The following is a 21,405-nucleotide window of genomic DNA, read 5'->3' as shown; positions in this document are numbered from 1 at the left end:
GTAAGGCATGCCGCCAGCGTTCAATCTGAGCCAGGATCAAACTCTTCAGTTCAAACCTGTTACTGTTTTCGGTTTCGTTAGAAACCGGTCGCTCACTCAACGTACTGACGAAGTGTTCATCCATCTTTCGATGAAAAAACCTTCCTTTCATTACTGTGTGAGGCTTCTGATACTTTTGCTATCCGGCCAATTCCGAAGAACCGGCCAGTGCATTTCCGCATCAAGCGCCCACACTTATCGGCTGTTAGTTTTTAAAGATCGTTCGCAAATCACAGCACCTACAACCACCGGCACCGCTTCGTTTGCGTCGCTGCGTCTGCAGCAGAGAAACGAGATTATGGAGAGCCGGTCGCATCACGTCAATACCCTTCTCGCAATTTATTTTAAAAAGCTGAAGAGCACAAAAATTAAGCAGCAACGTGCGAACTTCCAATTAGTTAGTCATCCGATTTAATTGCCGACTCATCGAACGGACCGGAAATGCCGGCGCGGTTACGCCTTCTCTTATAGAGAAGCACCGACAACCGAGTCATTCGAAGAGGGAAACCCAACCGACCAGGAGTAGGCGGCAGGCTATTCATAAGAGGAGAAGAGAGGAATGAAGAAAAGCCAACTGGAAGCTTTTCCACAGAAAATGTTCGCAAGCCTGTGGATAACCGCTCCAAAACTGCGCCAAGTACTTGATAGAAAACTGTTCTTGCGCGTTGCGCGCAAAGCGCGGCGCCCTGCGGTCGCCGCGCCTCTGCCTTACTTATAGTCAGGCCGACTTCATCGTCACATGCGCATTCGTACGCATAAACGCGCTGCGCTCGACGATCGCGCCAAACAGCAAGCCGATCGTCGTCCACATGATCGCCTGCATGCCGAGCGCCGCCACGCGGAATTTCCACAGCAGCACCGCCGGGAACGCGGCCGGCACTTCATTGATCACCGGCATCGACAGTTGGACGGCCGCGATGATCACGACGAACACGAGTCCGGCGACAATCGAACCGTTCCACGCGCCCAGCTTCGCCGCCGCGCGACGACGCACCTTCAGCGAAAACACCATCGTCGCAAGAGAAATCGCGATCATCAGAAAGAACAGGCCCGTACGCGTGCCGATCGTCTCCGGGTCGCCGACCGACGGTGGATTGGCCGGATACTTGAGATTCGGCACGATGACGAGCGCGATGAACGCGCCGAGCGCGAGCCACGCGGACAATGCACGCACGCTCAATGCACCCGCACGACCATACGCATAAGCGAATACCAGCGAAAACAGCCCGCCGAATGCCGCACCATAAGTGACGACACCGGTCAGCAGACCGAGGCCCGCTTGCGTCTCACGACTGACGATTTCGGGCTCAGGCGCCTCGCCACGTGCAGCGGCCGCTTTTTCCTCGAACGAAATGGCCTGATCGACCTGCGGTTCGCCGACGATTCGCGCGAACGTGAACGTGAGCAAGCCCGCGACGATGCCCGCGAGCATCCCGCGTACCAACAATTTACCAACCATGTCGAACTCCGTTAGTGGCAGGGGAAGCCAAGCAGATGGCGACCGTCGTGCACGAACTCATGCACGTACATGCCGGGCACGAGCGACGTCGCGCCCTGTTCCGCACCAACGAAGTAAAGCGCGAGCAACAGCAGCAAGCCGCCGAACACCACCCATGGCAGCAGTTCGCGCAAAGGAATCGGAGTAGGCTGAGCCGCCGGTTGCGCGGCGGAATCGAAAACAGCGTGGTTCATCACGGACATCTCCTGGGGTAACGCGCCCCGAAAGTCGATTGCAGAGGAATGATGCGAAGTTCAGGTCTGGCTTTCGGCTCTTTTCATTGCAATGCCGATTACAGTGGCGCGACCGCGCCGGGTTCTCACCGGCTTCCGCGCTTCGCAAGGCGCCTATTCTACGCGCTAAACTTCGGCCTTCGTGAAGGAAGGCCGTACAAACTCCCGCTGGATCATGCCGCCGCAAAGCCGGGCGTGACGGCGACGCAAAGGCATTCAATGGATACGCGACTGTTACTGGTGAGCCATGCGGCGACGGCCGCGCAGCGCGCGGGCCGCTTTCCCGCCGACGAGCCGCTCGACGCGCGCGGCCACGCCGAAGCCGCAGCCGCCCGGACACGCCTCGCCCTTCCCGCCGCGACGGCAGCCACTGTATTAACCAGCCCGGCCGCCTGCGCACGCGAGACGGCTGTCGCGCTCGGCCTTGCGGCCACGCCTGTCGATGCCTTGGCGGATCTCGACTACGGTCAATGGCGCGGCCAGCGCGTCGCCGACGTTGCCCAGCAAGCGCCCGACGCACTGGCCGCCTGGACGCGCGACCCCGCCGCCGCGCCGCCCGGCGGCGAATCGTTCGGTCAATTGGTGCAACGAATGGGACGATGGCTCGACGCGCTCGCGCTACAGCCGCCGCAAGAACCCGCGCCAAAGGAATCCGCCGACGATACGGCCAACGCGACGCCACACACCGCTCGCCCCCGAACCCTCATCGCCATCACACACGCGCCGCTGCTGCGCGCCGCCATTGTGTCTACGCTGGGCGCATCGCCGGACGTGTTCTCTCGCATCGAGATCGCGCCGCTATCAGTGATCGAATTACGCCACTCGCGGCGCGGCTGGACCTGGTGGCCGGCCACCGCCCTCTGATAACCACACTCGCCTACCGCCCCGACACCACCAGCCGCAACCGGTTCGTCCCCTGCGGCGTCAACGTGATCTCGGTGCGCTGTCCCTTCGCGCCAAGATAAAAGTGCTGGCGCCCCGGTGAATTCTGATCGTGGGTCGCATCGGGCAGACACGACGCGATGTCGGCGGCGACTGCCTCCAACGCATCCGCGTTCGCGCCCGCCGCCTGATGCGGCGTCCACGTGCACTGGAAACTGCGATGTGCGGCCGAGCATTGCGCGTCGTCGCCATAGGGCTGCGCGACGCCTTTGCCGTCCTCGGGCGTCAGCGACGCGAAGCCATCGGGCGCGGCGGCCACGATCCGTTTGAGCGCGGCGCAAGGCCGGGGGCTATCGTCGGCGGATGCGCCGCACGGCAGCAACGCAACGAGCGATGCCGCGGCCAGCGCGATAGCGGGGAATCGATAGGGTTTCATATTGGGTGTGCTTGTGTGTGCTACGCCGAAAGTTCGGCGAAAGATCCGGCAAAAAAGTGGCTACCGGAGCCTCGCATGCCGAAGCACACGACATGCCCATACGCGCCGCCACACACGCCATCCCAAAGCACTCACCGCCCCTTCCACCATATACAAGGGCCATTCCCGCAGCCACCCGAGCCCGTCCCCCACGGCACACAAATTGCGTCGCGCCATACCGGCCACGACATCGTCGCCACTTCATTTGACGGAACCGCCGACGCCATCCTTCACATCATGTCGATCACATCCATTACGCCCGCCTCCGCCCGCCTGTCGTCCGGCATCGAAGGAATCGACGACATTCTCGGCGGCGGCCTCACGCCGAACCGCATGTATCTCGTCGAAGGCGAACCGGGGACTGGCAAAACCACCCTGGCATTGCAATTCTTACTCAGGGGGCTCGACGAAGGGCAGACCGGCCTCTACATCACGCTGTCCGAAACGCGCGCCGAGCTGCTCGCGATCGGCGAAAGCCATGGCTGGGACCTGAGCCGCTTCACGATACTCGAGCAGTTGCCCGAGGAAGGGCTCGAACCGCAGTACGAACAGAGCGTGCTACATCCGGCCGAAGTCGAACTCGGCGAGAGCGTGCGCAACATGATCGAGCGCATCGACGAACTGAAGCCCGCGCGCGTCGTGCTCGACAGTCTTTCCGAGTTGCGACTGCTGGCGGAGAACCCATTGCGCTACCGCCGGCAGATACTCGCGCTCAAGCGCCATTTCTCGACCCGCGACTGCACCGTGCTGCTGCTCGACGACACCTCGGCCAGCGCCTCCGGCATTCAGCTTCACAGCATCGTGCACGGCGTCATCAGCCTCGACAACATCGCCCACGATTACGGCGGCAACCGGCGCCGCATGCGCATCGCGAAGATGCGCGGCATCCGCTTTCGCGAGGGCTATCACGACTTCACGCTGAACACCGGCGGCCTGCGTGTCTATCCGCGCCTCGTCGCGGCCGAACATCACAGCACGTTCGACACGAACCCGATCAGCACCGGCACATCGGGGCTCGACGCGCTGCTCAGCGGCGGCCTCATCCCCGGCACCAATTCGCTGATCATCGGGCCCTCGGGGGTCGGCAAGACCACCACCGTGGTGTCGTGCCTGCTCGCCGCGCTCGAACGCGGCGAGCGTTGCGCGTACTACGTGTTCGACGAAACGCTCGGCACGCTGGTCACGCGCTGCGCGACGCTCGGCATGGATCTCGCGCCGCACGTCGAAAGCGGTCTGCTGACGCTGCGCCAGATCGATCCCGCGGAAATCTCGCCGGGCGAGCTGTCGAACGACGTGCGCAACGCCGTCGAAAACGAGCGCGTGCGCTACGTCGCGATCGACAGCCTGAATGCGTATCTGCAGGCCATGCCCGGCGAGCGCTATCTGCTACTGCACATGCACGAGCTGCTCGGCTACCTGAATCAGCAAGGCGTGATCACGATGCTGGTGCTCGGGCAGCACGGCATCATCGGTGAAGTGCAGACCGAGATCGACATCAGCTATCTGAGCGACGTGGTCGTGCTGTTCCGCTATTTCGAGCATCACGGCGAAGTGCTGACGGCCGTGACCGCCGTGAAAAGCCGCGCGAGCGAACACGAGCGCACGATCCGCCAGTTCCGCCTCGGCGGCAAAGGCGTCGAGATCGGCGAGGCACTGCGCGACTTCGAGGGCGTGCTGTCGGGCCTGCCTTCATATCGCGGCAGCACCGCGATGCTCGGCACGGCGCGCAATCTGATCGACACTTCCGGACAGTAAGCGATGGAGCAGCGTGTCCTCATCCTCGCGCCGTTCGGCCGTGACGCCGACGTGATCGCCGCGGTACTGCACAACGACGCGCGCGCCTGCGTGAGCTGCGACACCGCCGACACGCTCACCACCGAGCTCGACGTCGGCGCCGGCACCGCGCTGCTCACGGAGGAAGCGCTCGCGAACGGCCATGCCGCGGGTCTGTTTGCGTGGCTCGAACGACAACCCGCATGGTCCGACTTCCCGTTCATCCTGCTGGCCGCGCGCAGCATCGGCCGACGCTCCGCGCGCGGACTCGAAGCGCTCGAGCGCCTCGGCAACGTGGTCGTGCTCGAACGGCCGCTCAATTCGGAGACGTTGCGCCGCGCGGTCGCGTCGTCGTTGCGGGCACGCGGACGCCAATATGAATCGCGACGGCTGCTGGCCGAGCGCATCGACGCGCAGGACGCGCTCGAACAGCTGAACGATTCGCTCGAAAGCCGCATCGCCGAACGCACGCACGAACTCGCATCGGCCAACGACCGCCTGATGGCCGAAATCCACGAACGCGCGAAAGTGCAGGCGGTGCTGGTGCAATCGCAGAAGATGGAGGCGCTCGGCCAGCTCACCGGCGGCATCGCGCACGACTTCAACAATCTGCTGAACGTGATCATGGTGAATGCCGAGCTGATCGCTCGCGTGAGCAACGACGAGCGTCTGCGCGGCATGGCGGCCACCGTCAAGCGCGCAACCGAACGCGGCGCGAAACTGACCGGCCAGTTGCTGACCTTCTCGCGCAACAGCAATCCGAATCTGCAGGCGCTCGACGTGGTCGCGCTGCTGCAGGGCATGCGCGACATCATCGCGGTGTCGCTCGGCTCGGGCATCCGCTATGACAACGCGTTCGAGCGCAACGAGATGTGGACCCACGCCGACGCGAATCAGCTCGAACTCGCGGTGCTCAATCTCGCGATCAACGCGCGCGACGCGATGCCGGCCGGCGGCCACCTTGACATTCGCGTGACGACCCACGACGCTCCCGACGAGACGCTGAAGGCCGGCCGCTACGTGGTGATCGAAGTCGCCGATACCGGCTCGGGCATTCCGGCCGCGGTGGTGTCGCGCGTATTCGATCCGTTCTTCACGACCAAGCCGGTCGGCAAGGGTACCGGGCTCGGCCTGAGCCAGGTGTACGGCATCGCGAGGCAGGCGGGCGGCGCCGCGCGCATCTTCAGCGAGGAAGGCGCCGGCACCACGGTGCAGATCTGGCTGCCGCGACGCGAACGCGTGGCCGCGCGCAACGAAGCCGAGGCCAACGCCGAAGCGAACGCCGCGAGCGACAAGCGTGTCCTCGTGGTCGAAGACGACGGCGAAGTGCGCGCGATGCTGGTCGAATCGCTGCGCATGCTCGGCTATACGGTGACCGAAGCCGCCGACGGCCGCGCCGGTCTGGACCGTCTGGAGGAGGACCATCCCGATCTGCTGATGGTGGACTTCGCGATGCCGGGCATGAACGGCATCGACGTGATCGCCGAGGCGCGCAAGCTGCGCGCCGATCTGCCGGTGATCCTCGCGACCGGCTATGCGGACGTCGACATCTCCGGTCTCGCGGTTCAGCATTGCACGATTCTGCACAAGCCCTTCCAGCTCGACGACCTGGCCCGCACGGTACGGCTCGGACTTGCCGCCTGAGTCCTGAACCCTGCGCTCTGAACTGCATCGAACCGCCTCTCGCCAAACCACTCGCCAGACGCATCGACAAGCCGATCGAAAGGTCGATTCAAACGCCCTGCCGGCGCAGCCGGCGCAGTTCATCGCACCTTTCGCCAGCCCTTCTCCCAGCGGTTTAACACCACTGTCGCATTCCCGCCTCAGACTTTTCCGAACCGGCGATAATTTCCAATTCAATAGTTTGCTAACGAATAGTTTGGAAATACAATACCGGCCATGTCGAATCTCGATGCCCTGCGCCGCACTGTCAGTAGCACGCTGGTCCTCGCCGCCAGAAAATGGCGGCGCTCGAGTCATGGCGTGCTGGCGGCATTCAACGTGTCGGAAGCATGCGCGACGCCGCTGCTGACCGCGAGCCGGCTCGGCTCCGCGGTGCGTCAGGTGACGCTGGCCGATCACATCGGCATCGAGGGTCCTTCGCTCGTGCGGCTGCTCGATCAGCTGTGCGCGGCGGGCCTGATGCGTCGCGACGAAGATCCCGAGGACCGCCGCGCCAAGACCGTCGCGCTCACCGACGAAGGCCGCGCCGTCACCGCGAAGATGGAAGAAGAACTGGTGACGCTGCGCGCGCAGGCACTCAAGGGCGTGTCGCGCGGCGATCTGGAAGCCACATTGCGCGTACTCGACGCCTTCACGACCGACGCCGCCGCGCGCATCGAAGCGGGCAGCGCCGAGCCCGAACCCAGCGACACCCACACCGAACCGGCTAAACGCGCACCGCTCAAGCGCGAACCGCTAAAGCGCAAAACCGCCAAACGCGGGCCGCTCGCGAACAAAACCCAGACGGCCGGCAAAACCGTCGTGAAACCATCGGGTAAATCTCGCGGCACCGCCCTTTCCCGCAAGTCCACCCAACGCCGCGCGCGAACTGCCGCGCCGCGTCACGCCGATTCCGCGTAACGGTTTATGGTCTACCCCTCCATCCGCGACTGGCTGTTCTCGGTCAAGACATTTGCCGCGGCCATGCTCGCGCTCTACATCGGCCTCGCGTTCGAACTGCCGCGACCGTACTGGGCGATGGCCACCGTCTATATCGTGTCGAATCCGTTCGTCGGCGCGACCCGTTCGAAGGCGATCTACCGCGCGCTCGGCACCGCGCTCGGCGCGTCGGGCGCGGTGCTGCTGGTGCCGCCGTTCGTCGAATCGCCGTATCTGTTCAGCGTGATCGTCGCGACGTGGACCGGCACGATGCTCTACCTCGCGGTGTCGGACCGCACCGCACGCAGCTACGTGTTCATGCTGGCCGCCTACACGATGCCGATCATCGCGCTGCCCTCGGTGATGAATCCGACCGCCGTCTTCGATCTCGCGATCAGCCGGACCGAGGAAATCACGCTCGGCATCGTGTGCGCGAGCATCGTCGGCAGTACGCTGTTTCCGAGCCGGCTCGCGCCGACCATCATCGAGCGCACCGACGCGTGGTTTCGCGACGCCGCGTTCTACGCGACCGAAACGCTGTCGGGCCGCATCGCGAGCGCGGCGATTTCGGGCGCGCGGCAACGGCTCGCCAGCACGAGCAACGGCCTCGAACTGCTGCTGAGCCAGCTCGCTTACGACCACACGCGACCCGACATCCTCGCGCGCGCGCATGAACTGCGCGGCCGCATGCAGTTGCTACTGCCGATGATGTCCGCGCTCGCCGACCCGCTGGTCGCGCTCTACAACAACGGTCGCGATAGCTGGCCCGAAGGGCTCGACGCGCTGCTCGCCGACGTCACCCGGTGGTTCAATCAGCCGCTGCCCGCGCCGCGCGAGGGCTATCACGCGGATGAGACCGCCAACGCGCTGCGCGAGCGCATCGCCGCGATGCGCCCGCCGGCCGCCGCGCTCGCGCACTGGGACGGCGCGCTGCTGTCGAACGCGCTATGGCGCCTGAAGCAGATGATCGACCTGTGGCAGGACTGCCGCTCGCTGCGCATCATCATCACGCACGAGGGAGGTTCGTGGCATCCGCACTTTCGTCATTGGCGGCTCGGCGGCACCGAGCGCTTCTACGATCGCGGCATGATGCTGTTCGCTACCGTCTCGGCAGCCATGGCCGTGGTGCTCGCATGCGGCCTGTGGATCAGCTCGGGCTGGAACGACGGCGCGAGCGCGGTCACGCTCGCGGCGGTGGCCTGCTGCTTCTTTGCCGCGCTCGACGAGCCCGCGCCCTTCGTGTTCCGCTTCTTCGTCGCGACCGCCATCAGCGTGGTAGCGGCGGGTCTCTATCTGTTCGTCGTGCTGCCGCAGGTGCACGATTTCCCGATGCTGGTGATCCTGTTCGCGGCGCCGTTCATCCTGGTCGGCACGCTGATCCCGCGCCCGCAGTTCAACATGGTGACGGTGCTGGTCGCCGTGAATACCGCGACCTTCATCAGCATTCAGGACGCGTACGACGCGAACTTCCTCACCTTCATGAACGCGAATCTCGCGGGCCTCTCCGGTCTGCTGTTCGCGTATCTGTGGACGCGCGTGACGCGCCCGTTTGGCGCCGAACTCGCGGCCGCGCGGTTGTTGCGCTCGAGCTGGGCCGACGTCGCGCTGACCGCGTCGGCCCAGCCGATCGAAGATCCGCGCAACCTCGCCGCGCGCATGCTCGACCGTCTGATGCAGTTGATCCCGCGACTTGCCGCGACCGACGATCATCGCCATCCGTCGATCGAAAGCTTCCGCGATCTGCGCATCGCGTTCAACGCGCTCGATCTGCGCCGGCTCACCCGCAAGCTCGGCGGCGAAGCGCCGGCCGCGATCGATCACGTTCTCGACGGCGTGCGCACTTACTACGAAGGCTGCGTCGAAGGGCGTCATCGTCACCCGGTGCCGCAAAGTCTGATGGCGGCGATCGACGCGGCGGTCGCGCGCGTCACCGCGCAAGGTCTCGCGAACGCGGCCGCACCGACCGAGACTTCGCAGACCTCGGCGCGCCAGTTGCGCGATGCGCTGCACGCGCTGGTCGGCTTGCGTCTTTCGCTATTTCCGGCCACCCTCACAAAGCCGACGCCGACCGAACCGGAGGCCGCCGCATGACGCACTATCCGTTGGCGCAACCGAGTTCGCCACCCGTCCACCCTTTTTCCAGTTCCCGCGATGATCGGTGAAATCGATATCTTCGGCGTATTCGTGCCATCCGTGCTGGTGCTGATGTTCATCGCGTATCTGATCAACCTCGCACTGCGCACGGTGCTCGCGTACGTCGGCTTTTACCGCCTCGTCTGGCATCGCTCCATCTTCGATCTCGGCATCTATGTGCTGGTGCTGGGCCTTGTCGTCGTTGTTTCGCACAGACTAATAACGTGAAAAAAACCTGGTTCTCCGTTGGTCAGATCCTGCTGACCCTGATCGTCGTCGTGATCGCAGCGCTCGTGCTGTGGAAACTGGTCAACTACTACATGTTCGCGCCATGGACCCGCGACGGGCACGTGCGCGCCGACGTGATCCAGGTCGCGCCGGATATCTCGGGACTGATTTCGTCGGTCGAAGTCGTCGACAACCAGCAGGTCAAGCAGGGCCAGACGCTGTTCGTGATCGACCAGGCGCGCTACACGCTCGCGCTGCGTCAGGCCGAGGCCACCGCGCAGCAGCGTCGCGCGACACTCGATCAGGCGCGCCGCGAATACGCGCGTAACCGCCAGCTCGGCAACCTCGTCGCTGCGGAAGTGCTCGAAGAAAGCCGCTCGCGCGTCGAAGCCGGCGAAGCGGCACTCGCCGACGCGAACGTCGCGATCGACACCGCCAGGCTGAACCTGCAACGCTCGACCATCAAGAGCCCGGTCGACGGCTATCTGAACGACCGCGCGCCGCGCGCCGGCGAATTCGTGTCGGCGGGCCGCGCGGTGGTCGCGGTGGTCGACATGCATTCGTTCCGCGTCGACGGCTACTTCGAGGAAACCAAGCTGCGCGGCATCGACATCGGCCAGCCGGTCGACATCACCGTGATGGGCGAGCCGACGCCGTTGCGCGGCCACGTGCAGAGCATCGTCGCGGGTATCGAAGACCGCGACCGCACGCAGAGCGCCAATCTGCTGCCGAACGTGAACCCGGCGTTCAGCTGGGTGCGGCTCGCGCAGCGCATTCCGGTGCGCGTCGCGCTCGACGAAGTGCCGGCCGATTTCCGGCTGATCGCCGGGCGCACGGCAACGGTCGCGGTGCGCGATCTGTCGCCGACCAGAACGCGGGCCGTGTCGGGAACGCGTAGCGCGTCGGCCACGGTCCCGGCTTCGGCCGCGGCGGTGGCGCCGAATGCGGCGGTCGGTTCCGGCTCCGCCGCGTCGGCGGCGGCTGCGGCTTCATCGGGCGCGTCGCAATGAAATTCGCGCGTACCCTGTTTTCGCTGGCGCCGCGCCTGCCGCGGCTGCCCTTGCTGCCGCTGTTGCCGCTCAGCGTCGCGCTGACCGGCTGCATCAACGTCGGTCCCGACTACACGCTGCCGAAGCAGGCGCTCGTCAACGCGCCGCTTGCGACCGGCGCGATCGAAGGCGCCGACCCGACGCTGACCTCGACGCTCAACACGCCGACCGTCTGGTGGAAGCTCTACGACGATCCGGTGCTCAACAGCCTCATCGACGAAGCGCTGAAATCGAATACCGACCTGCGCGTCGCGGCCGCGAATCTGGCGCGCTCGCGCGAGGCGCTCGGCGTCGCGCAGGCGCAAGGCGGCTTCTCGGGCAAGGCGTCGGCGGCGGTCCAGCGCGCCCAGGAATCGGCCGAGCAGTATCTGCTCACCGAGAAAATTCCGGTCGTCAACGAAGGCGACTTTGGCCTGAGCATCGCGTATGAAATCGATCTGTTCGGCAAGCTGCGGCGCGGCGTCGAAGCCGCGAGCGCGGACACCGAGGCGGTCGCGGCCGCGGGCGACCTCGCGCGCATCACGGTGGTCGCGGACGTGGTGCGCTCGTATGTCGGGCAATGCTCGGCGGCCGAGGAATTGCGCATCGCGCAGCAATCGCTGGCGCTGCAGAAACAGCGCGTGGACCTGTCGCGCCGGCTGCGCGACGCGGGCCGCGGCAACCAGACCGAAGTCACGCGCGGCCAGACCCAGGTCGAAAATCTGAGCGCCGATATTCCGCGCTACACCGCGCGCCGCAAGATCGCGCAATACCGGCTCGCGGCGCTGCTCGCGCGTGCGCCGTCCGATCTGCCGCCGGCCGTGCTCGCGTGCGACCGGCTACCCCAACTGCGTCAGCCGATTCCGATCGGCGACGGCGCCGCGCTGCTGCGGCGTCGCCCGGACGTTCGCGAAGCCGAGCGGCAACTGGCGTCCGCGACCGCGCGCATCGGCGTCGCGACCGGCGCGCTCTATCCGAGCGTGAGCATCGGCGCGTCGGCGGGCTTTACCGGCGTGCTCGAAGACATTCCCACCCAGCCGACCGCGCGCTGGGGCTTCGGTCCGTTGATCACCTGGAACTTTCCGACCAACGGCGCGCGCGGCCGCATCCGCGAAGCCGAAGCGTCGAGCCAGGTCGCGCTCGCGAAGTTCGACGGTGTGGTGCTGACCGCGCTGCGCGAGACCGAGACCAACCTCGCGACCTACGCGTCCGACTACCAGCGCGCCGAAGCGCTGCGCTCGGCGCTGCAGTCGGCCGCGCAATCGGCGGATGAAACGCATCGGCTGTATCGCGCGGGACGCGAGTCGTTCCTCTCCGATCTCGACGCCACCCGTACGCTGACGGCGGCCAAAGCGCAGCTCTCGGCAGCCGAGGGTCAGGTGGCAATCGATCAGGTGAATCTGTTCCTGTCGCTCGGCGGCGGCTGGGAGGTCAGCGGGCAGAGCACGCCGGGCGAGACGCCTGCGCAGTTGAAGGCCACGCCGGTTGCGGCGAAGGCTAAAGCGGCGACTTCGTCGTCGGCGGCATCGCCTTCGACCACCGCAACGGCCAAGGCTCCCTGATCGGCTTAGCTTACGAAATATATTTAATTAACTTTCATTTTTCTTTCATTTCATGTTAAATACGAGACACCACTACACACTACGGGGTCTCCTATGTCGCCATTCATGCAAGGTGCCACTACGTTGGGAGGATGCATCGGCGTCTTCACGGTCGTGGTAGCGCTCGTGGAAATGCTGGCGAATTGAGTTCGGACAGGAAGGGGTGGCGTGAGCACGCGGTCGTGCAATGCTGCCGTTCAACACTAACGCCCCTTCCCCGCCGCCAGATGAATCGCCGCCCGCACTCGCGGATACGTGCCGCAACGGCACACCACCGGCGTCATCGCTTCATCGATCTCCGCATCTGTCGGATTCGGCTTGTGCTTGAGTAGCGCACAGGCCGCCATCAACTGCGCACTCTGACAATACCCGCACTGCACGACGTCGAGTTCGAGCCATGCCGCCTTCAGCGCCTGCGCCTCGCGTCCGTGCAAGCCTTCGATCGTCGTGATCTTCTGCGTATGCAGGCTCGACATCGGCGTCTGGCACGCGAGACACGCGGCATCGTCGAGATTGATCGTGCACGCGCCGCAAATGCCCACGCCACAGCCGAACTTCGTGCCGGTCATGCCGAGGTCGCAGCGCAATACCCAGAGCAGCGGCATGTCCGGCGCGGCGTCGACTTTCACCATGCGTCCGTTGATGTTCAGTAGTGCCATGCTTGCCTCCTGAAGCTTCTGACGCTCCTGAAACTCCTGAAGCGCCACGTCGAAATCTCGAACTCCCGTCCCGTCACACGAGCTGCAACGGCAAGGTCCGCAAGCGCTGCCCGGTCAGCGCGAACACCGCATTGGCCACCGCCGGCGCAACCGGCGGCACGCCGGGCTCGCCGACACCCTGCGGATGCAACTGGCTCGGCATGATGTCGGTTTCGATTGCCGGACACACGTTCATCCGCACAACCGGGAAATCGACGAAGTTCTTCTGCTGCACCTGACCATCGACGATCGTGATCTCGTTCTGCAACGCGCTCGACAAGCCGAACACGATGCCGCCCTCCATCTGCTGGCGGATCAGATTCGGATTCACCGGCAAGCCGCAATCGATCACGCACACCACGCGATGCACGCGAATCTGCCGGTTCGGTCCGATCGACACCTCCGCGACCTGCGCCACGACGCTGCCAAACGCCTCGTGCAACGCGACGCCGCGCGCGCAGCGTGCGCCATCGGCCGCGGGCTTGAGCGGCTGCCCCCAATTCGACAGCGTCGCGACACGCTTCAGGACTGCCAGGTGTCGCGGATGTTCGGCCAGCAGCGCGGCGCGAAACGCGATCGGATCCTGCCCGGTCGCGGCCGCCAGTTCGTCGGTGAAGCTCTCTGTGAAGAACGCCTGGTGCGAGTGGCCGACCGAGCGCCAGAAACCGACCGGCACCGGCAATTCGACGATCTTGTGCGACACCCGCGCGACCGGCCATTCGTACGGTTGATCGAACGCGCCCTCGCAGGTGGTCTTGTCGAGCGGAATGCGCGGCACGCCGTAGTAGCGCGCGAGCGACTCCGGCACGATTGCCTGCCCCGCCGATTTCGCGTGCCACGCCACCAGCTTGCCCTGTTCGTCGAAGCTCGCGCGCAGCCAGGCCGCGCACGCCGGCCGGTAGAAATCGTGCGTGAAGTCCTGCGCGCGCGACCAGATCGTCTGCACCGGACGACCGTCCGCCTCACGCGCAATCGCCGCGGCCTGTGCGATGAAATCGAGTTCGAGACGCCTGCCGAATGCGCCGCCGAGCAGTTGCGTCTGCACGTCGACCTGATCGGCGTCGATGCCGAGCGCCTTCGCCACATGCTGCCGCGCGAGCGCGGGCACCTGCGTCGACGCCCACACGGTGGCCGCGCCGTCCGCGACCTGCACGGTGCAATTCAGCGGCTCGACCGCGCCATGCGCGAGATACGGCGCGTAATACATCGCTTCGAGCGTGCGCGCCGCGCGACCCATCGCGTTGTCGACGTTGCCGCGATGGAAGTACACGTGACCGTCGCTGTCGTCGAGCGCCGCGACGAGGCGGCGCTTCACATCCGCGCTCGACACCTGCGCGGCCGCGCCTTCGTGCCAGTCCACCTTGATCGCCGCGACCGCGTTCATCGCGCGATAAGCGTTGTCCGCGATCACCGCCACGCCGCCGGTGCCGCCCGCGTAGGGCGGCAGCGCGAAGGCCTTGATGAAGCCCGGCATGCTCCGCGCGGGCGCCGCATCGAACTGCGCGACCGTGCCGCCAAGCGTCGGACACATCACCACGCTCGCGTACAGCAGGCCGGTCGGCAGCACGTCGATGCCGAAGCGCGCGACGCCGTCGAGCTTCGACGCGGCTTCGATACGCCGCACCGGCTGACCGATCAGCCGGAACTCAGTCGGCTGCTTCAACACGATGCTGCGCGGCAGCGGCTGCCGCGCAGCCTGCGACGACAACTCGCCGAAGCTCGCCTTATGCCCCCACGCATGCAGCACGTAGCCGTTTTGCGCGCGGCATTCGTGCAGCGGCACGTCCCATTGCTCGGCCGCCGCGCCGATCAGCATCGCGCGCGCCGACGCGCCGGCCTCGCGCATCGGCGTCCATAGATCGTTGATGCTCGACGAGCCGCCCGTCATCATCGTGCCGAACTCGCGCACCAGCTTGCGCGTGATCCACACGGTGCCGCGCTTCACGTAGCTGTCGTCGTCGGGACGAAACGGCAGATCGTCGACGATGCTCTGCACGCTGTTGTAGATCCGGTCGATCGGCGCTTCCTCGACGCGCACCTGCGACCAGTCGGCGTCGAGCTCTTCGGCCAGCAGCATCGCGAGGCCCGTATGGATGCCCTGGCCCATTTCGGCCTTGCACATCATGATCGTCACGCGGTTGTCGGCATCGATCTTGACCCAGCCGTTGAGCGCGACCTGCGAGCCCTGCACCGGCAGCGGCGTCGACGTGCTCAGCCGCTGCCGCGGCGGCACCACGGCCCAGCCCACCAGCAAGCCGCCGAGCGCGCTGGCGCCGCCGAGCAGGAACGTTCTGCGCGTTAACATGAGATGGCTCGCTCCGGCTAGCGGCACGATGACGGCGAAACGGCAAAACACGGACGAAAGCACGAACGTCGGCGTGGCAGAAAACGCCCAGACACCTATGCGCGTTTGCGAATAGTAATAAGACGGACAGCCGGGTGTGAGACTTAAATGCGCGCGCCCTGCGCAACGGGCCGTGCGGCGGGGGAATGCGGCGGAGGGAGACGGCGGGGCGAAGTCGTGGGGTGTTTCATTAACTGCCGCGACGTGCCGGGCCCCGCCGGCACGTCGCGTGCATGGTGCTCATGGTGCTGAGGTGCTATATGCGGCGCCTAGCGGCGGTTCGAGCCCGACATCACGTCGATCCACACGGCCAGCACGAGAATGCCGCCCTTCACGATCATCTGCCAGTACGCATCGACATCGAGCATCGACATGCCGTTGTCGAGACTCGCCATCACCAGCGCGCCGATCAATGCGCCGTACACGGTGCCGGAGCCGCCGCGCATCGAGGTGCCGCCGATAAAGCACGCGGCAATCGCATCGAGCTCGCCCATCGAGCCCGCCGACGGCGACCCGGCCGCGAGCCGCGCGGTGTTGACGATGCCGGCGAACGCGCACATCAGCCCCATCAGCGCGAAGATCGCGAGCTTCACGCGGTCGGTGTTGACGCCGGAGAGCCGCGTCGCTTCGAGGTTCGAGCCGACCGCATAGATGCGCCGGCCGAACACGGTCTGCGTCGCGACCCACGTGAAGATGCCGAGCAGCGCGAGCAGCAGCAGAACCGGCACCGGAATGCCGCCGTAGTTGTCGAGCATCGCGACGAAGCCCGCGAGAATCGCGCCCGCGCCGATCACCTTCGCGACGTCCTGCCAGAGCGGCACGACGCGCAACTGATAACGCTGACGATTCGCGCGCTGACGGATCGTCAGGAATGCCAGGAGCACGAACAGCACGACCGCGAGCGTGTCGCCCGCGAGCCGCGGCAGATAGCCCTGTCCGACGAACACGAAGCTGTCCGACACCGGCGCGATCGTCGAGCCGCCGGTAATGCCGAGCAGAATGCCGCGATACGCGAGCATGCCACCGAGCCCGACGATGAACGACGGCACGCGCCGGTACGTCGACCACCAGCCGTTGAACACGCCGACCGCGACGCCGAGCAGCAGCACGACCGGAATCGTCACGCCGATCGGCCAGTGCCGGTTCACGTCGAGAATCGCCGCCACGCCGCCGAGCAAACCGAGCAGCGAGCCGACCGACAGATCGATCTCGCCGGCGATGATCACGAACACCATGCCGCACGCGAGCATGCCGGTGATCGACATCTGCCTCAGCAGATTCGACACGTTGCGCGGCGTGACGAACGCGCCGTGCGTGAGCGCGGAAAAGAAAACCCAGATCACCGCGACCGCGATCAGCAGCGCGAGGATCTTGTAGCGCGCGAACAGTTGCTGGATGCGCTGGGTGCCACCGAATCCGCCACGCGATACGGCGTTGTCGGTACGTTGGGAAGTCACTTCGGGAGTCATGCGGCACTCGCTGCGGTTAAGTTCGAAGAGGGATGCACGGGACGAATCGCGGCGCCGAGTATGTCCTCCTGGGTGAGGCCATCGTTGACGAAATCGCCGCGCAACTCGCCCTCGCCGATCACCAGCACGCGGTCGCTGAGGCCGAGCACTTCCGGCAATTCCGACGACACCATCACGATCGACATACCGCGTTGCGCCAGCTGGAAAATCAGTTTGTAGATTTCGTATTTCGCGCCGACGTCGACACCGCGCGTCGGTTCGTCGAGGATCAGCACGGTCGGCTCGGTCAGCAGCATGCGCGTGAGCACCGCCTTCTGCTGGTTGCCGCCCGACAGGCTCGCGATCGACAGCATCGGATTCGCGGCGCGCACCGAGAGCCGCTTCATTTCGGTGTGGATCGTATCGAGTTCCGCGGCGGAATCGATACGCCCGCCCGACGTGAAACGCTGCAACACCGCGAGCGTGATGTTATGGCCGACGCTCAGGCCCGGCACGATGCCGTGACGCTTGCGATCCTCGGGCACCATCGCGATACCTGCGCGAATCGCGTCGATCGGCGCGCGGATTTTCAGCGGCTTGCCGTCGAGCACGACGCTCGCTTCGCTGATGCCCGGATAGGCGCCGAAGATCGCCTGCATCAGCTCGGTACGGCCCGCGCCGACCAGTCCGGCGACGCCGAGAATTTCGCCGCGTCGCAACGAGAACGACACGTCGTCCACGCGTTTGCGGCGCGGATTCGTCACGTCGAAACAGGTGACGTTGCGCGCCTCGAAGATCACCTCGCCGATCGGATGCGGCTCGCGCGGAAACAGATTCTTGATCTCGCGGCCGACCATCAGCGAAATGATGCGGTCGGTCGTGAGCGCGTGCATCGGTTCGGTCGCGACGTGACGGCCGTCGCGAATCACGCTGATCGTGTCGCACACGGCGGCGACTTCGTCGAGCTTGTGCGAGATATACACGCAGGCAATGCCGCGCCGCTTCAGATCGCGCACGATGTCGAGCAGGATCGCGATTTCGAACGCGGTCAGCGACGACGACGGTTCGTCGAGAATCAGCAGCTTCGCGCGCTTGTTCAGCGCCTTCGCGATCTCGATCAGTTGCTGATGGCCGCCGCCGTAGTTCATCACCGGCTGCGCGGCGTTGATGCCGCTGATGCCGAGTTCGCGCAGCAATTCGTCGGCGCGCTGGTACATCGCCGCGTAATTCATGCGCCCACCGGGCAGCGTGATTTCGTTGCCGAGAAAGATGTTCTCCGCAACCGACAGCTCCGGCACCAGCATCAGTTCCTGGTGAATGATGATGATCCCGGCGTGTTCGGTGTCGCGCACGCTCGCCGCTTTCAACGGCTTGCCTTCCCACGTTATTTCGCCATCCCAGGTACCGTGCGGATACACGCCCGAGAGCACTTTCATCAGCGTCGATTTTCCCGCGCCGTTTTCGCCGCACAGGCCCACGCATTCGCCCGGCGAGACGCTCAGGTCGATGCCGTCGAGCGCTTTCACGCCGGAAAAAGATTTGACGATGCCGCGCATCGTCAGAAGAGGTTGCGTCATTCGCTCTGCCTCGCTGCAAGGTGGGCGGGCGCCCGGCCAGACTGCCGGGCCGCCTGGCCCGACAGCGTGGCGCTCACGCCGCGCCCGTCTTCCGTCTTATTGGCTCGCGAGTTGCGACTGCGTGTAGAAGCCGTCCTTCACGACGAGATCGATGTTGGCCTTCGTCAGCTTGGTCGGCTGCAGCAGCACGGTATCGACCTTCTTCTTGCCGTTGTCGTATTGCGCGTTGAAGCCCGGCTTTTCGCCCTTCGCCAGCGCCACCGACAGCTTCGCCGCTTCGCCCGCGATCAGCTTCAGCGGCTTGTAGACGGTCATCGTCTGCGTGCCGGCCTTCACGCGCTTGACGGCGGCGAGGTCGGCGTCCTGGCCCGAGATGGGTACCTTGCCGGCGAGGTTCTGCGCGGCCAGCGCCTGGATCGCGCCGCCGGCGGTGCCGTCGTTCGACGCGACGACTGCGTCGATCTTGTTGTTGTTCGCGGTCAGCGCGTCTTCCATGATGCGCAGCGCGGTCGATGCGCTCCACTCCGGCACCCACTGCTGGCCGACCACCTTGATGTCGCCCTTGTCGATCGCCGGCTGCAGCACCTTCAGTTGACCCTGACGCAGCATCTTCGCGTTGTTGTCGGTCGGCGCGCCGCCGAGCAGGAAGTAGTTGCCCTTCGGCCGCACGTCATACACGCCCTGCGCCTGCATTTCGCCGACCTTCTCGTTGTCGAACGAGATATAGGCGTCGATATCGGCGTCGAGAATCAGGCGGTCATAAGACACGACCTTGATGCCCGCTTTGCGCGCTTCGGCGACCACGTTGCCGAGCGTCTTCGAATTGAACGGCACGATCACGATCACGTCGACGCCGCGCGAAATCAGGTTTTCGATCTGCGAGATCTGACGCTCTTCGCTCGCATCGGCCGATTGCACCGACACTTTCGCGCCGAGTTTTTCCGCCGCGGCGACGAAATAGTCGCGATCGCGCGACCAGCGCTCGACGCGCAGATCGTCGATACAGAAGCCGATTTCCGGGTGATCCTTGCTCGCGTGCGCGAGCGGCGCGGCGAGCGACAGGCTGGCGAGCACCGCGCCACACAGCAGCGAGCTCAATACGTTACGACGCATGGCGAATTTCATTTCTGTCTCCTTGTGTTGTGATAGCCGGAATCCCGGATGTGCCGTTCTGCGCTGCGAGCCGCAGTAGACCAGGCGATAAACCCACAGCTTCTGGTTCGCGCGGTCAGCGTGGCCGCGCGATATTTGTGTTCGTGCTTTATGTCCATGCGAAAGCTTCTGCCACCGCGCGGCGTTTCAACGTCCGCTATAAATCGCCTGATTGACGATGTTTTCCATGCGCTCCTGCTGCCCGCTCGCATGATGCGGATTCAGATCGCGCGCCACCGTGTCCTGCGCGAGCGTCGATAGCGAGTAGTCGCCGGACAGGATCCTGCGGCCGAACTCGCCGTCCCAGCCCGCGTAACGCTGCCGCTTGAACTGTTCGAGACGCTCGTTTTCGATCAGCACCGCCGCACGTTCGAGGCCGAGCGCGAGGTTGTCGATCGCGCCGATATGGCCATGAAACAGGTCTTCCGCATCGACGCTCTGGCGCCGCACTTTCGAATCGAAGTTCATGCCGCCGGTCGTGAAGCCGCCGTGGCGCAGAATCTCGTAGAACGCCAGCGTCAGTTCCTCGACGCTGTTCGGGAATTGATCGGTATCCCAGCCGTTTTGCGGATCGCCGCGATTCGCATCGACGCTGCCGAAAATGCCGAGTGCGAACGCGGTCGCGATCTCGTGATGAAACGAATGGCCGGCGAGCGTCGCGTGATTGGCCTCGATGTTCACGCGGATTTCCTTGTCGAGCCCGTATTGCAGCAGGAAGCCGTGCACGGTCGCGACGTCGTAATCGTATTGATGCTTGGTCGGCTCCTGCGGCTTCGGCTCGATCAGCAGCGCGCCCTTGAAGCCGATCTTGTGCTTGTGGTCCACCACCATATGCAGGAAGCGCGCAAGCTGCTCGCGCTCGCGCCCGAGGTCGGTATTGAGCAGCGTGTCGTAGCCTTCGCGGCCACCCCACAGCACATAGTTTTCGCCGCCGAGACGCAGCGTCGCGTCGAGTGCATGACGCACCTGGGTCGCGGCGAACGCGAAGATCTCCGGGTTCGGGTTGGTCGCGGCGCCGGCCGCATAACGCGGATGCGAAAACAGATTGGCAGTGCCCCACAGCAATTTGATGCCGGTGTCCTGCTGCTTGCGCGCGAGATAATCGGACACGCGCAGGAAGTTCTCGCTGTAGTCCCGGACACTCGCGCCTTCGGGCGCGACGTCGGTATCGTGGAACGTGTAGTACGGTGTGCCGAGCTTCGAGAAGAATTCGAACGCGGCATCGGCCTTTTGCAGTGCCCGCTCCATTGCGTCGCCGGGTTGCTGCCACGGCCGCCGGAACGTGCCCTGCCCGAAGATATCGACGCCCGGCCACACGAACGTATGCCAATAGCACACGGCAATCCGCAGATGTTCTTCGAGCGTCTTGCCGAGTACTTTTTTCGTTCTGTCATAGTGGCGGTACGCAAGCGGATTGTCCGATTGCGGGCCTTCATAACGGATCGCGGCAATGTGTTCGAAGTAGGACATCGGCGTCTCCATGTCGTGTTTAATGCTATCCACGCGGCATAGCCGGGCCAGCCGACGAGGTGACGCCATGCTGCCGCTTGCACGATGTGTCGGCAATTGCGAAATTGCGCAGCACGCTTGATGTTTCTTACCGCCCGCGCGTTTGTTTGTGACCGGCGCCCGATTCGGGGCCTAGAATAACCAGACGCTTAAAAACGGAGCCGCCCGCGGGCGCTCACCCGCAAC

The 21,405-nt window shown here is 64.9% G+C and carries 18 protein-coding genes and 1 riboswitch; of the genes, 9 read left to right on the top strand and 9 right to left on the bottom strand.

Annotation, left to right across the window (positions count from 1 at the left end; all coding sequences use genetic code 11):
- Positions 1-598: 598 nt before the first annotated feature.
- Positions 599-757, top strand: coding sequence for a hypothetical protein (locus tag HHL14_RS12540; RefSeq protein ID WP_169497925.1), 159 nt, complete (start codon positions 599-601; stop codon positions 755-757).
- On the opposite strand, the gene HHL14_RS12535 is transcribed toward HHL14_RS12540, so the two are convergent.
- Positions 758-1,498, bottom strand: coding sequence for a CbtA family protein (locus HHL14_RS12535; RefSeq protein ID WP_169497924.1), 741 nt, complete (start codon positions 1,496-1,498; stop codon positions 758-760).
- An 11-nt stretch (positions 1,499-1,509) separates the two neighbouring features.
- The gene (locus tag HHL14_RS12530; RefSeq protein ID WP_169497923.1) at positions 1,510-1,731 is read right to left on the bottom strand and encodes a CbtB domain-containing protein; all 222 of its coding nucleotides are present in this window, start codon (positions 1,729-1,731) and stop codon (positions 1,510-1,512) included.
- Positions 1,732-1,772: 41 nt separating this feature from the next.
- Positions 1,773-1,920, bottom strand: a riboswitch (cobalamin riboswitch).
- Positions 1,921-1,989: 69 nt separating this feature from the next.
- On the opposite strand from HHL14_RS12530, the gene HHL14_RS12525 reads away from it, so the two are divergent.
- Positions 1,990-2,634 carry a histidine phosphatase family protein gene (locus tag HHL14_RS12525; RefSeq protein ID WP_169497922.1) on the top strand — a complete coding sequence of 215 codons (645 nt, stop codon included), beginning with the start codon at positions 1,990-1,992 and terminating at the stop codon, positions 2,632-2,634.
- Positions 2,635-2,647: 13 nt separating this feature from the next.
- Here the strand turns inward: HHL14_RS12525 and HHL14_RS12520 are convergent, their stop codons facing one another.
- Positions 2,648-3,088, bottom strand: coding sequence for a hypothetical protein (locus HHL14_RS12520; protein ID WP_169497921.1), 441 nt, complete (start codon positions 3,086-3,088; stop codon positions 2,648-2,650).
- Between the two features lie 276 nt (positions 3,089-3,364).
- On the opposite strand from HHL14_RS12520, the gene HHL14_RS12515 reads away from it, so the two are divergent.
- The 7 genes from HHL14_RS12515 (at position 3,365) to HHL14_RS12485 (ending at position 12,452) form a co-directional block, all read left to right on the top strand.
- Complete coding sequence (locus HHL14_RS12515; protein ID WP_169497920.1) at positions 3,365-4,882, top strand: ATPase domain-containing protein; 1,518 nt, start codon at positions 3,365-3,367, stop codon at positions 4,880-4,882.
- Positions 4,883-4,885: 3 nt separating this feature from the next.
- Positions 4,886-6,544, top strand: coding sequence for an ATP-binding protein (locus HHL14_RS12510; protein WP_169497919.1), 1,659 nt, complete (start codon positions 4,886-4,888; stop codon positions 6,542-6,544).
- A gap of 255 nt (positions 6,545-6,799) precedes the next feature.
- A complete protein-coding gene (locus HHL14_RS33945; protein WP_169497918.1) occupies positions 6,800-7,483 on the top strand; it encodes a MarR family winged helix-turn-helix transcriptional regulator in 684 nt (227 codons plus the stop codon).
- Between the two features lie 6 nt (positions 7,484-7,489).
- Positions 7,490-9,592, top strand: a complete 2,103-nt coding sequence (locus HHL14_RS12500; protein WP_169497917.1) for an FUSC family protein — start codon at positions 7,490-7,492, stop codon at positions 9,590-9,592.
- 60 nt (positions 9,593-9,652) lie between these two features.
- On the top strand, positions 9,653-9,862 hold the full coding sequence (locus HHL14_RS12495) for a DUF1656 domain-containing protein (protein WP_169497916.1): 210 nt from the start codon (positions 9,653-9,655) through the stop codon (positions 9,860-9,862).
- Positions 9,859-10,872, top strand: a complete 1,014-nt coding sequence (locus tag HHL14_RS12490; RefSeq protein WP_169497915.1) for an efflux RND transporter periplasmic adaptor subunit — start codon at positions 9,859-9,861, stop codon at positions 10,870-10,872. Before HHL14_RS12495 ends, HHL14_RS12490 begins: the two co-directional genes overlap by 4 nt.
- A complete protein-coding gene (locus tag HHL14_RS12485) occupies positions 10,869-12,452 on the top strand; it encodes an efflux transporter outer membrane subunit (protein WP_169497914.1) in 1,584 nt (527 codons plus the stop codon). Before HHL14_RS12490 ends, HHL14_RS12485 begins: the two co-directional genes overlap by 4 nt.
- Before the next feature lie 242 nt (positions 12,453-12,694).
- On the opposite strand, the gene HHL14_RS12480 is transcribed toward HHL14_RS12485, so the two are convergent.
- The 6 genes from HHL14_RS12480 to xylA all read right to left on the bottom strand — a co-directional run bounded on the left by HHL14_RS12480 (position 12,695) and on the right by xylA (position 21,180).
- Positions 12,695-13,150, bottom strand: a complete 456-nt coding sequence (locus tag HHL14_RS12480; RefSeq protein WP_169497913.1) for a (2Fe-2S)-binding protein — start codon at positions 13,148-13,150, stop codon at positions 12,695-12,697.
- Positions 13,151-13,223: 73 nt separating this feature from the next.
- Positions 13,224-15,494 (bottom strand): xanthine dehydrogenase family protein molybdopterin-binding subunit, encoded by a 2,271-nt coding sequence (locus HHL14_RS12475; RefSeq protein WP_169497912.1) that lies wholly within the window; start codon positions 15,492-15,494, stop codon positions 13,224-13,226.
- Between the two features lie 308 nt (positions 15,495-15,802).
- Entirely contained in the window at positions 15,803-17,002 is a 1,200-nt protein-coding gene (locus HHL14_RS12470; RefSeq protein ID WP_169497911.1) for a sugar ABC transporter permease, read from the bottom strand.
- The gene (gene xylG / locus HHL14_RS12465) at positions 16,999-18,558 is read right to left on the bottom strand and encodes a D-xylose ABC transporter ATP-binding protein (RefSeq protein WP_169497910.1); all 1,560 of its coding nucleotides are present in this window, start codon (positions 18,556-18,558) and stop codon (positions 16,999-17,001) included. Before xylG ends, HHL14_RS12470 begins: the two co-directional genes overlap by 4 nt.
- A 96-nt stretch (positions 18,559-18,654) precedes the next feature.
- Positions 18,655-19,683: a D-xylose ABC transporter substrate-binding protein gene (gene xylF, locus HHL14_RS12460; protein ID WP_169497909.1), complete on the bottom strand. Its 1,029-nt coding sequence runs from the start codon at positions 19,681-19,683 to the stop codon at positions 18,655-18,657.
- Positions 19,684-19,857: 174 nt separating this feature from the next.
- Positions 19,858-21,180, bottom strand: a complete 1,323-nt coding sequence (gene xylA / locus HHL14_RS12455) for a xylose isomerase (RefSeq protein ID WP_169497908.1) — start codon at positions 21,178-21,180, stop codon at positions 19,858-19,860.
- Positions 21,181-21,405: the final 225 nt, after the last annotated feature.

Source organism: Paraburkholderia antibiotica, from assembly GCF_012927125.1.
Classification (GTDB): domain Bacteria; phylum Pseudomonadota; class Gammaproteobacteria; order Burkholderiales; family Burkholderiaceae; genus Paraburkholderia; species Paraburkholderia antibiotica.
The sequence above is the reverse complement of the archived record's forward strand: the minus strand, read 5'-3'. Positions and strand labels throughout refer to the sequence as shown.

Bases quoted from the DNA above. Each gene is read 5' to 3' on its own strand.
- HHL14_RS12540 (WP_169497925.1), top strand. From the start codon at position 599: ATGAAGAAAAGCCAACTGGAAGCTTTTCCACAGAAAATGTTCGCAAGC.
- HHL14_RS12535 (WP_169497924.1), bottom strand. From the start codon at position 1,498: ATGGTTGGTAAATTGTTGGTACGCGGGATGCTCGCGGGCATCGTCGCG.
- HHL14_RS12530 (WP_169497923.1), bottom strand. From the start codon at position 1,731: ATGAACCACGCTGTTTTCGATTCCGCCGCGCAACCGGCGGCTCAGCCT.
- HHL14_RS12525 (WP_169497922.1), top strand. From the start codon at position 1,990: ATGGATACGCGACTGTTACTGGTGAGCCATGCGGCGACGGCCGCGCAG.
- HHL14_RS12520 (WP_169497921.1), bottom strand. From the start codon at position 3,088: ATGAAACCCTATCGATTCCCCGCTATCGCGCTGGCCGCGGCATCGCTC.
- HHL14_RS12515 (WP_169497920.1), top strand. From the start codon at position 3,365: ATGTCGATCACATCCATTACGCCCGCCTCCGCCCGCCTGTCGTCCGGC.
- HHL14_RS12510 (WP_169497919.1), top strand. From the start codon at position 4,886: ATGGAGCAGCGTGTCCTCATCCTCGCGCCGTTCGGCCGTGACGCCGAC.
- HHL14_RS33945 (WP_169497918.1), top strand. From the start codon at position 6,800: ATGTCGAATCTCGATGCCCTGCGCCGCACTGTCAGTAGCACGCTGGTC.
- HHL14_RS12500 (WP_169497917.1), top strand. From the start codon at position 7,490: ATGGTCTACCCCTCCATCCGCGACTGGCTGTTCTCGGTCAAGACATTT.
- HHL14_RS12495 (WP_169497916.1), top strand. From the start codon at position 9,653: ATGATCGGTGAAATCGATATCTTCGGCGTATTCGTGCCATCCGTGCTG.
- HHL14_RS12485 (WP_169497914.1), top strand. From the start codon at position 10,869: ATGAAATTCGCGCGTACCCTGTTTTCGCTGGCGCCGCGCCTGCCGCGG.
- HHL14_RS12480 (WP_169497913.1), bottom strand. From the start codon at position 13,150: ATGGCACTACTGAACATCAACGGACGCATGGTGAAAGTCGACGCCGCG.
- HHL14_RS12475 (WP_169497912.1), bottom strand. From the start codon at position 15,494: ATGTTAACGCGCAGAACGTTCCTGCTCGGCGGCGCCAGCGCGCTCGGC.
- HHL14_RS12470 (WP_169497911.1), bottom strand. From the start codon at position 17,002: ATGACTCCCGAAGTGACTTCCCAACGTACCGACAACGCCGTATCGCGT.
- xylG (WP_169497910.1), bottom strand. From the start codon at position 18,558: ATGACGCAACCTCTTCTGACGATGCGCGGCATCGTCAAATCTTTTTCC.
- xylF (WP_169497909.1), bottom strand. From the start codon at position 19,683: ATGAAATTCGCCATGCGTCGTAACGTATTGAGCTCGCTGCTGTGTGGC.
- xylA (WP_169497908.1), bottom strand. From the start codon at position 21,180: ATGTCCTACTTCGAACACATTGCCGCGATCCGTTATGAAGGCCCGCAA.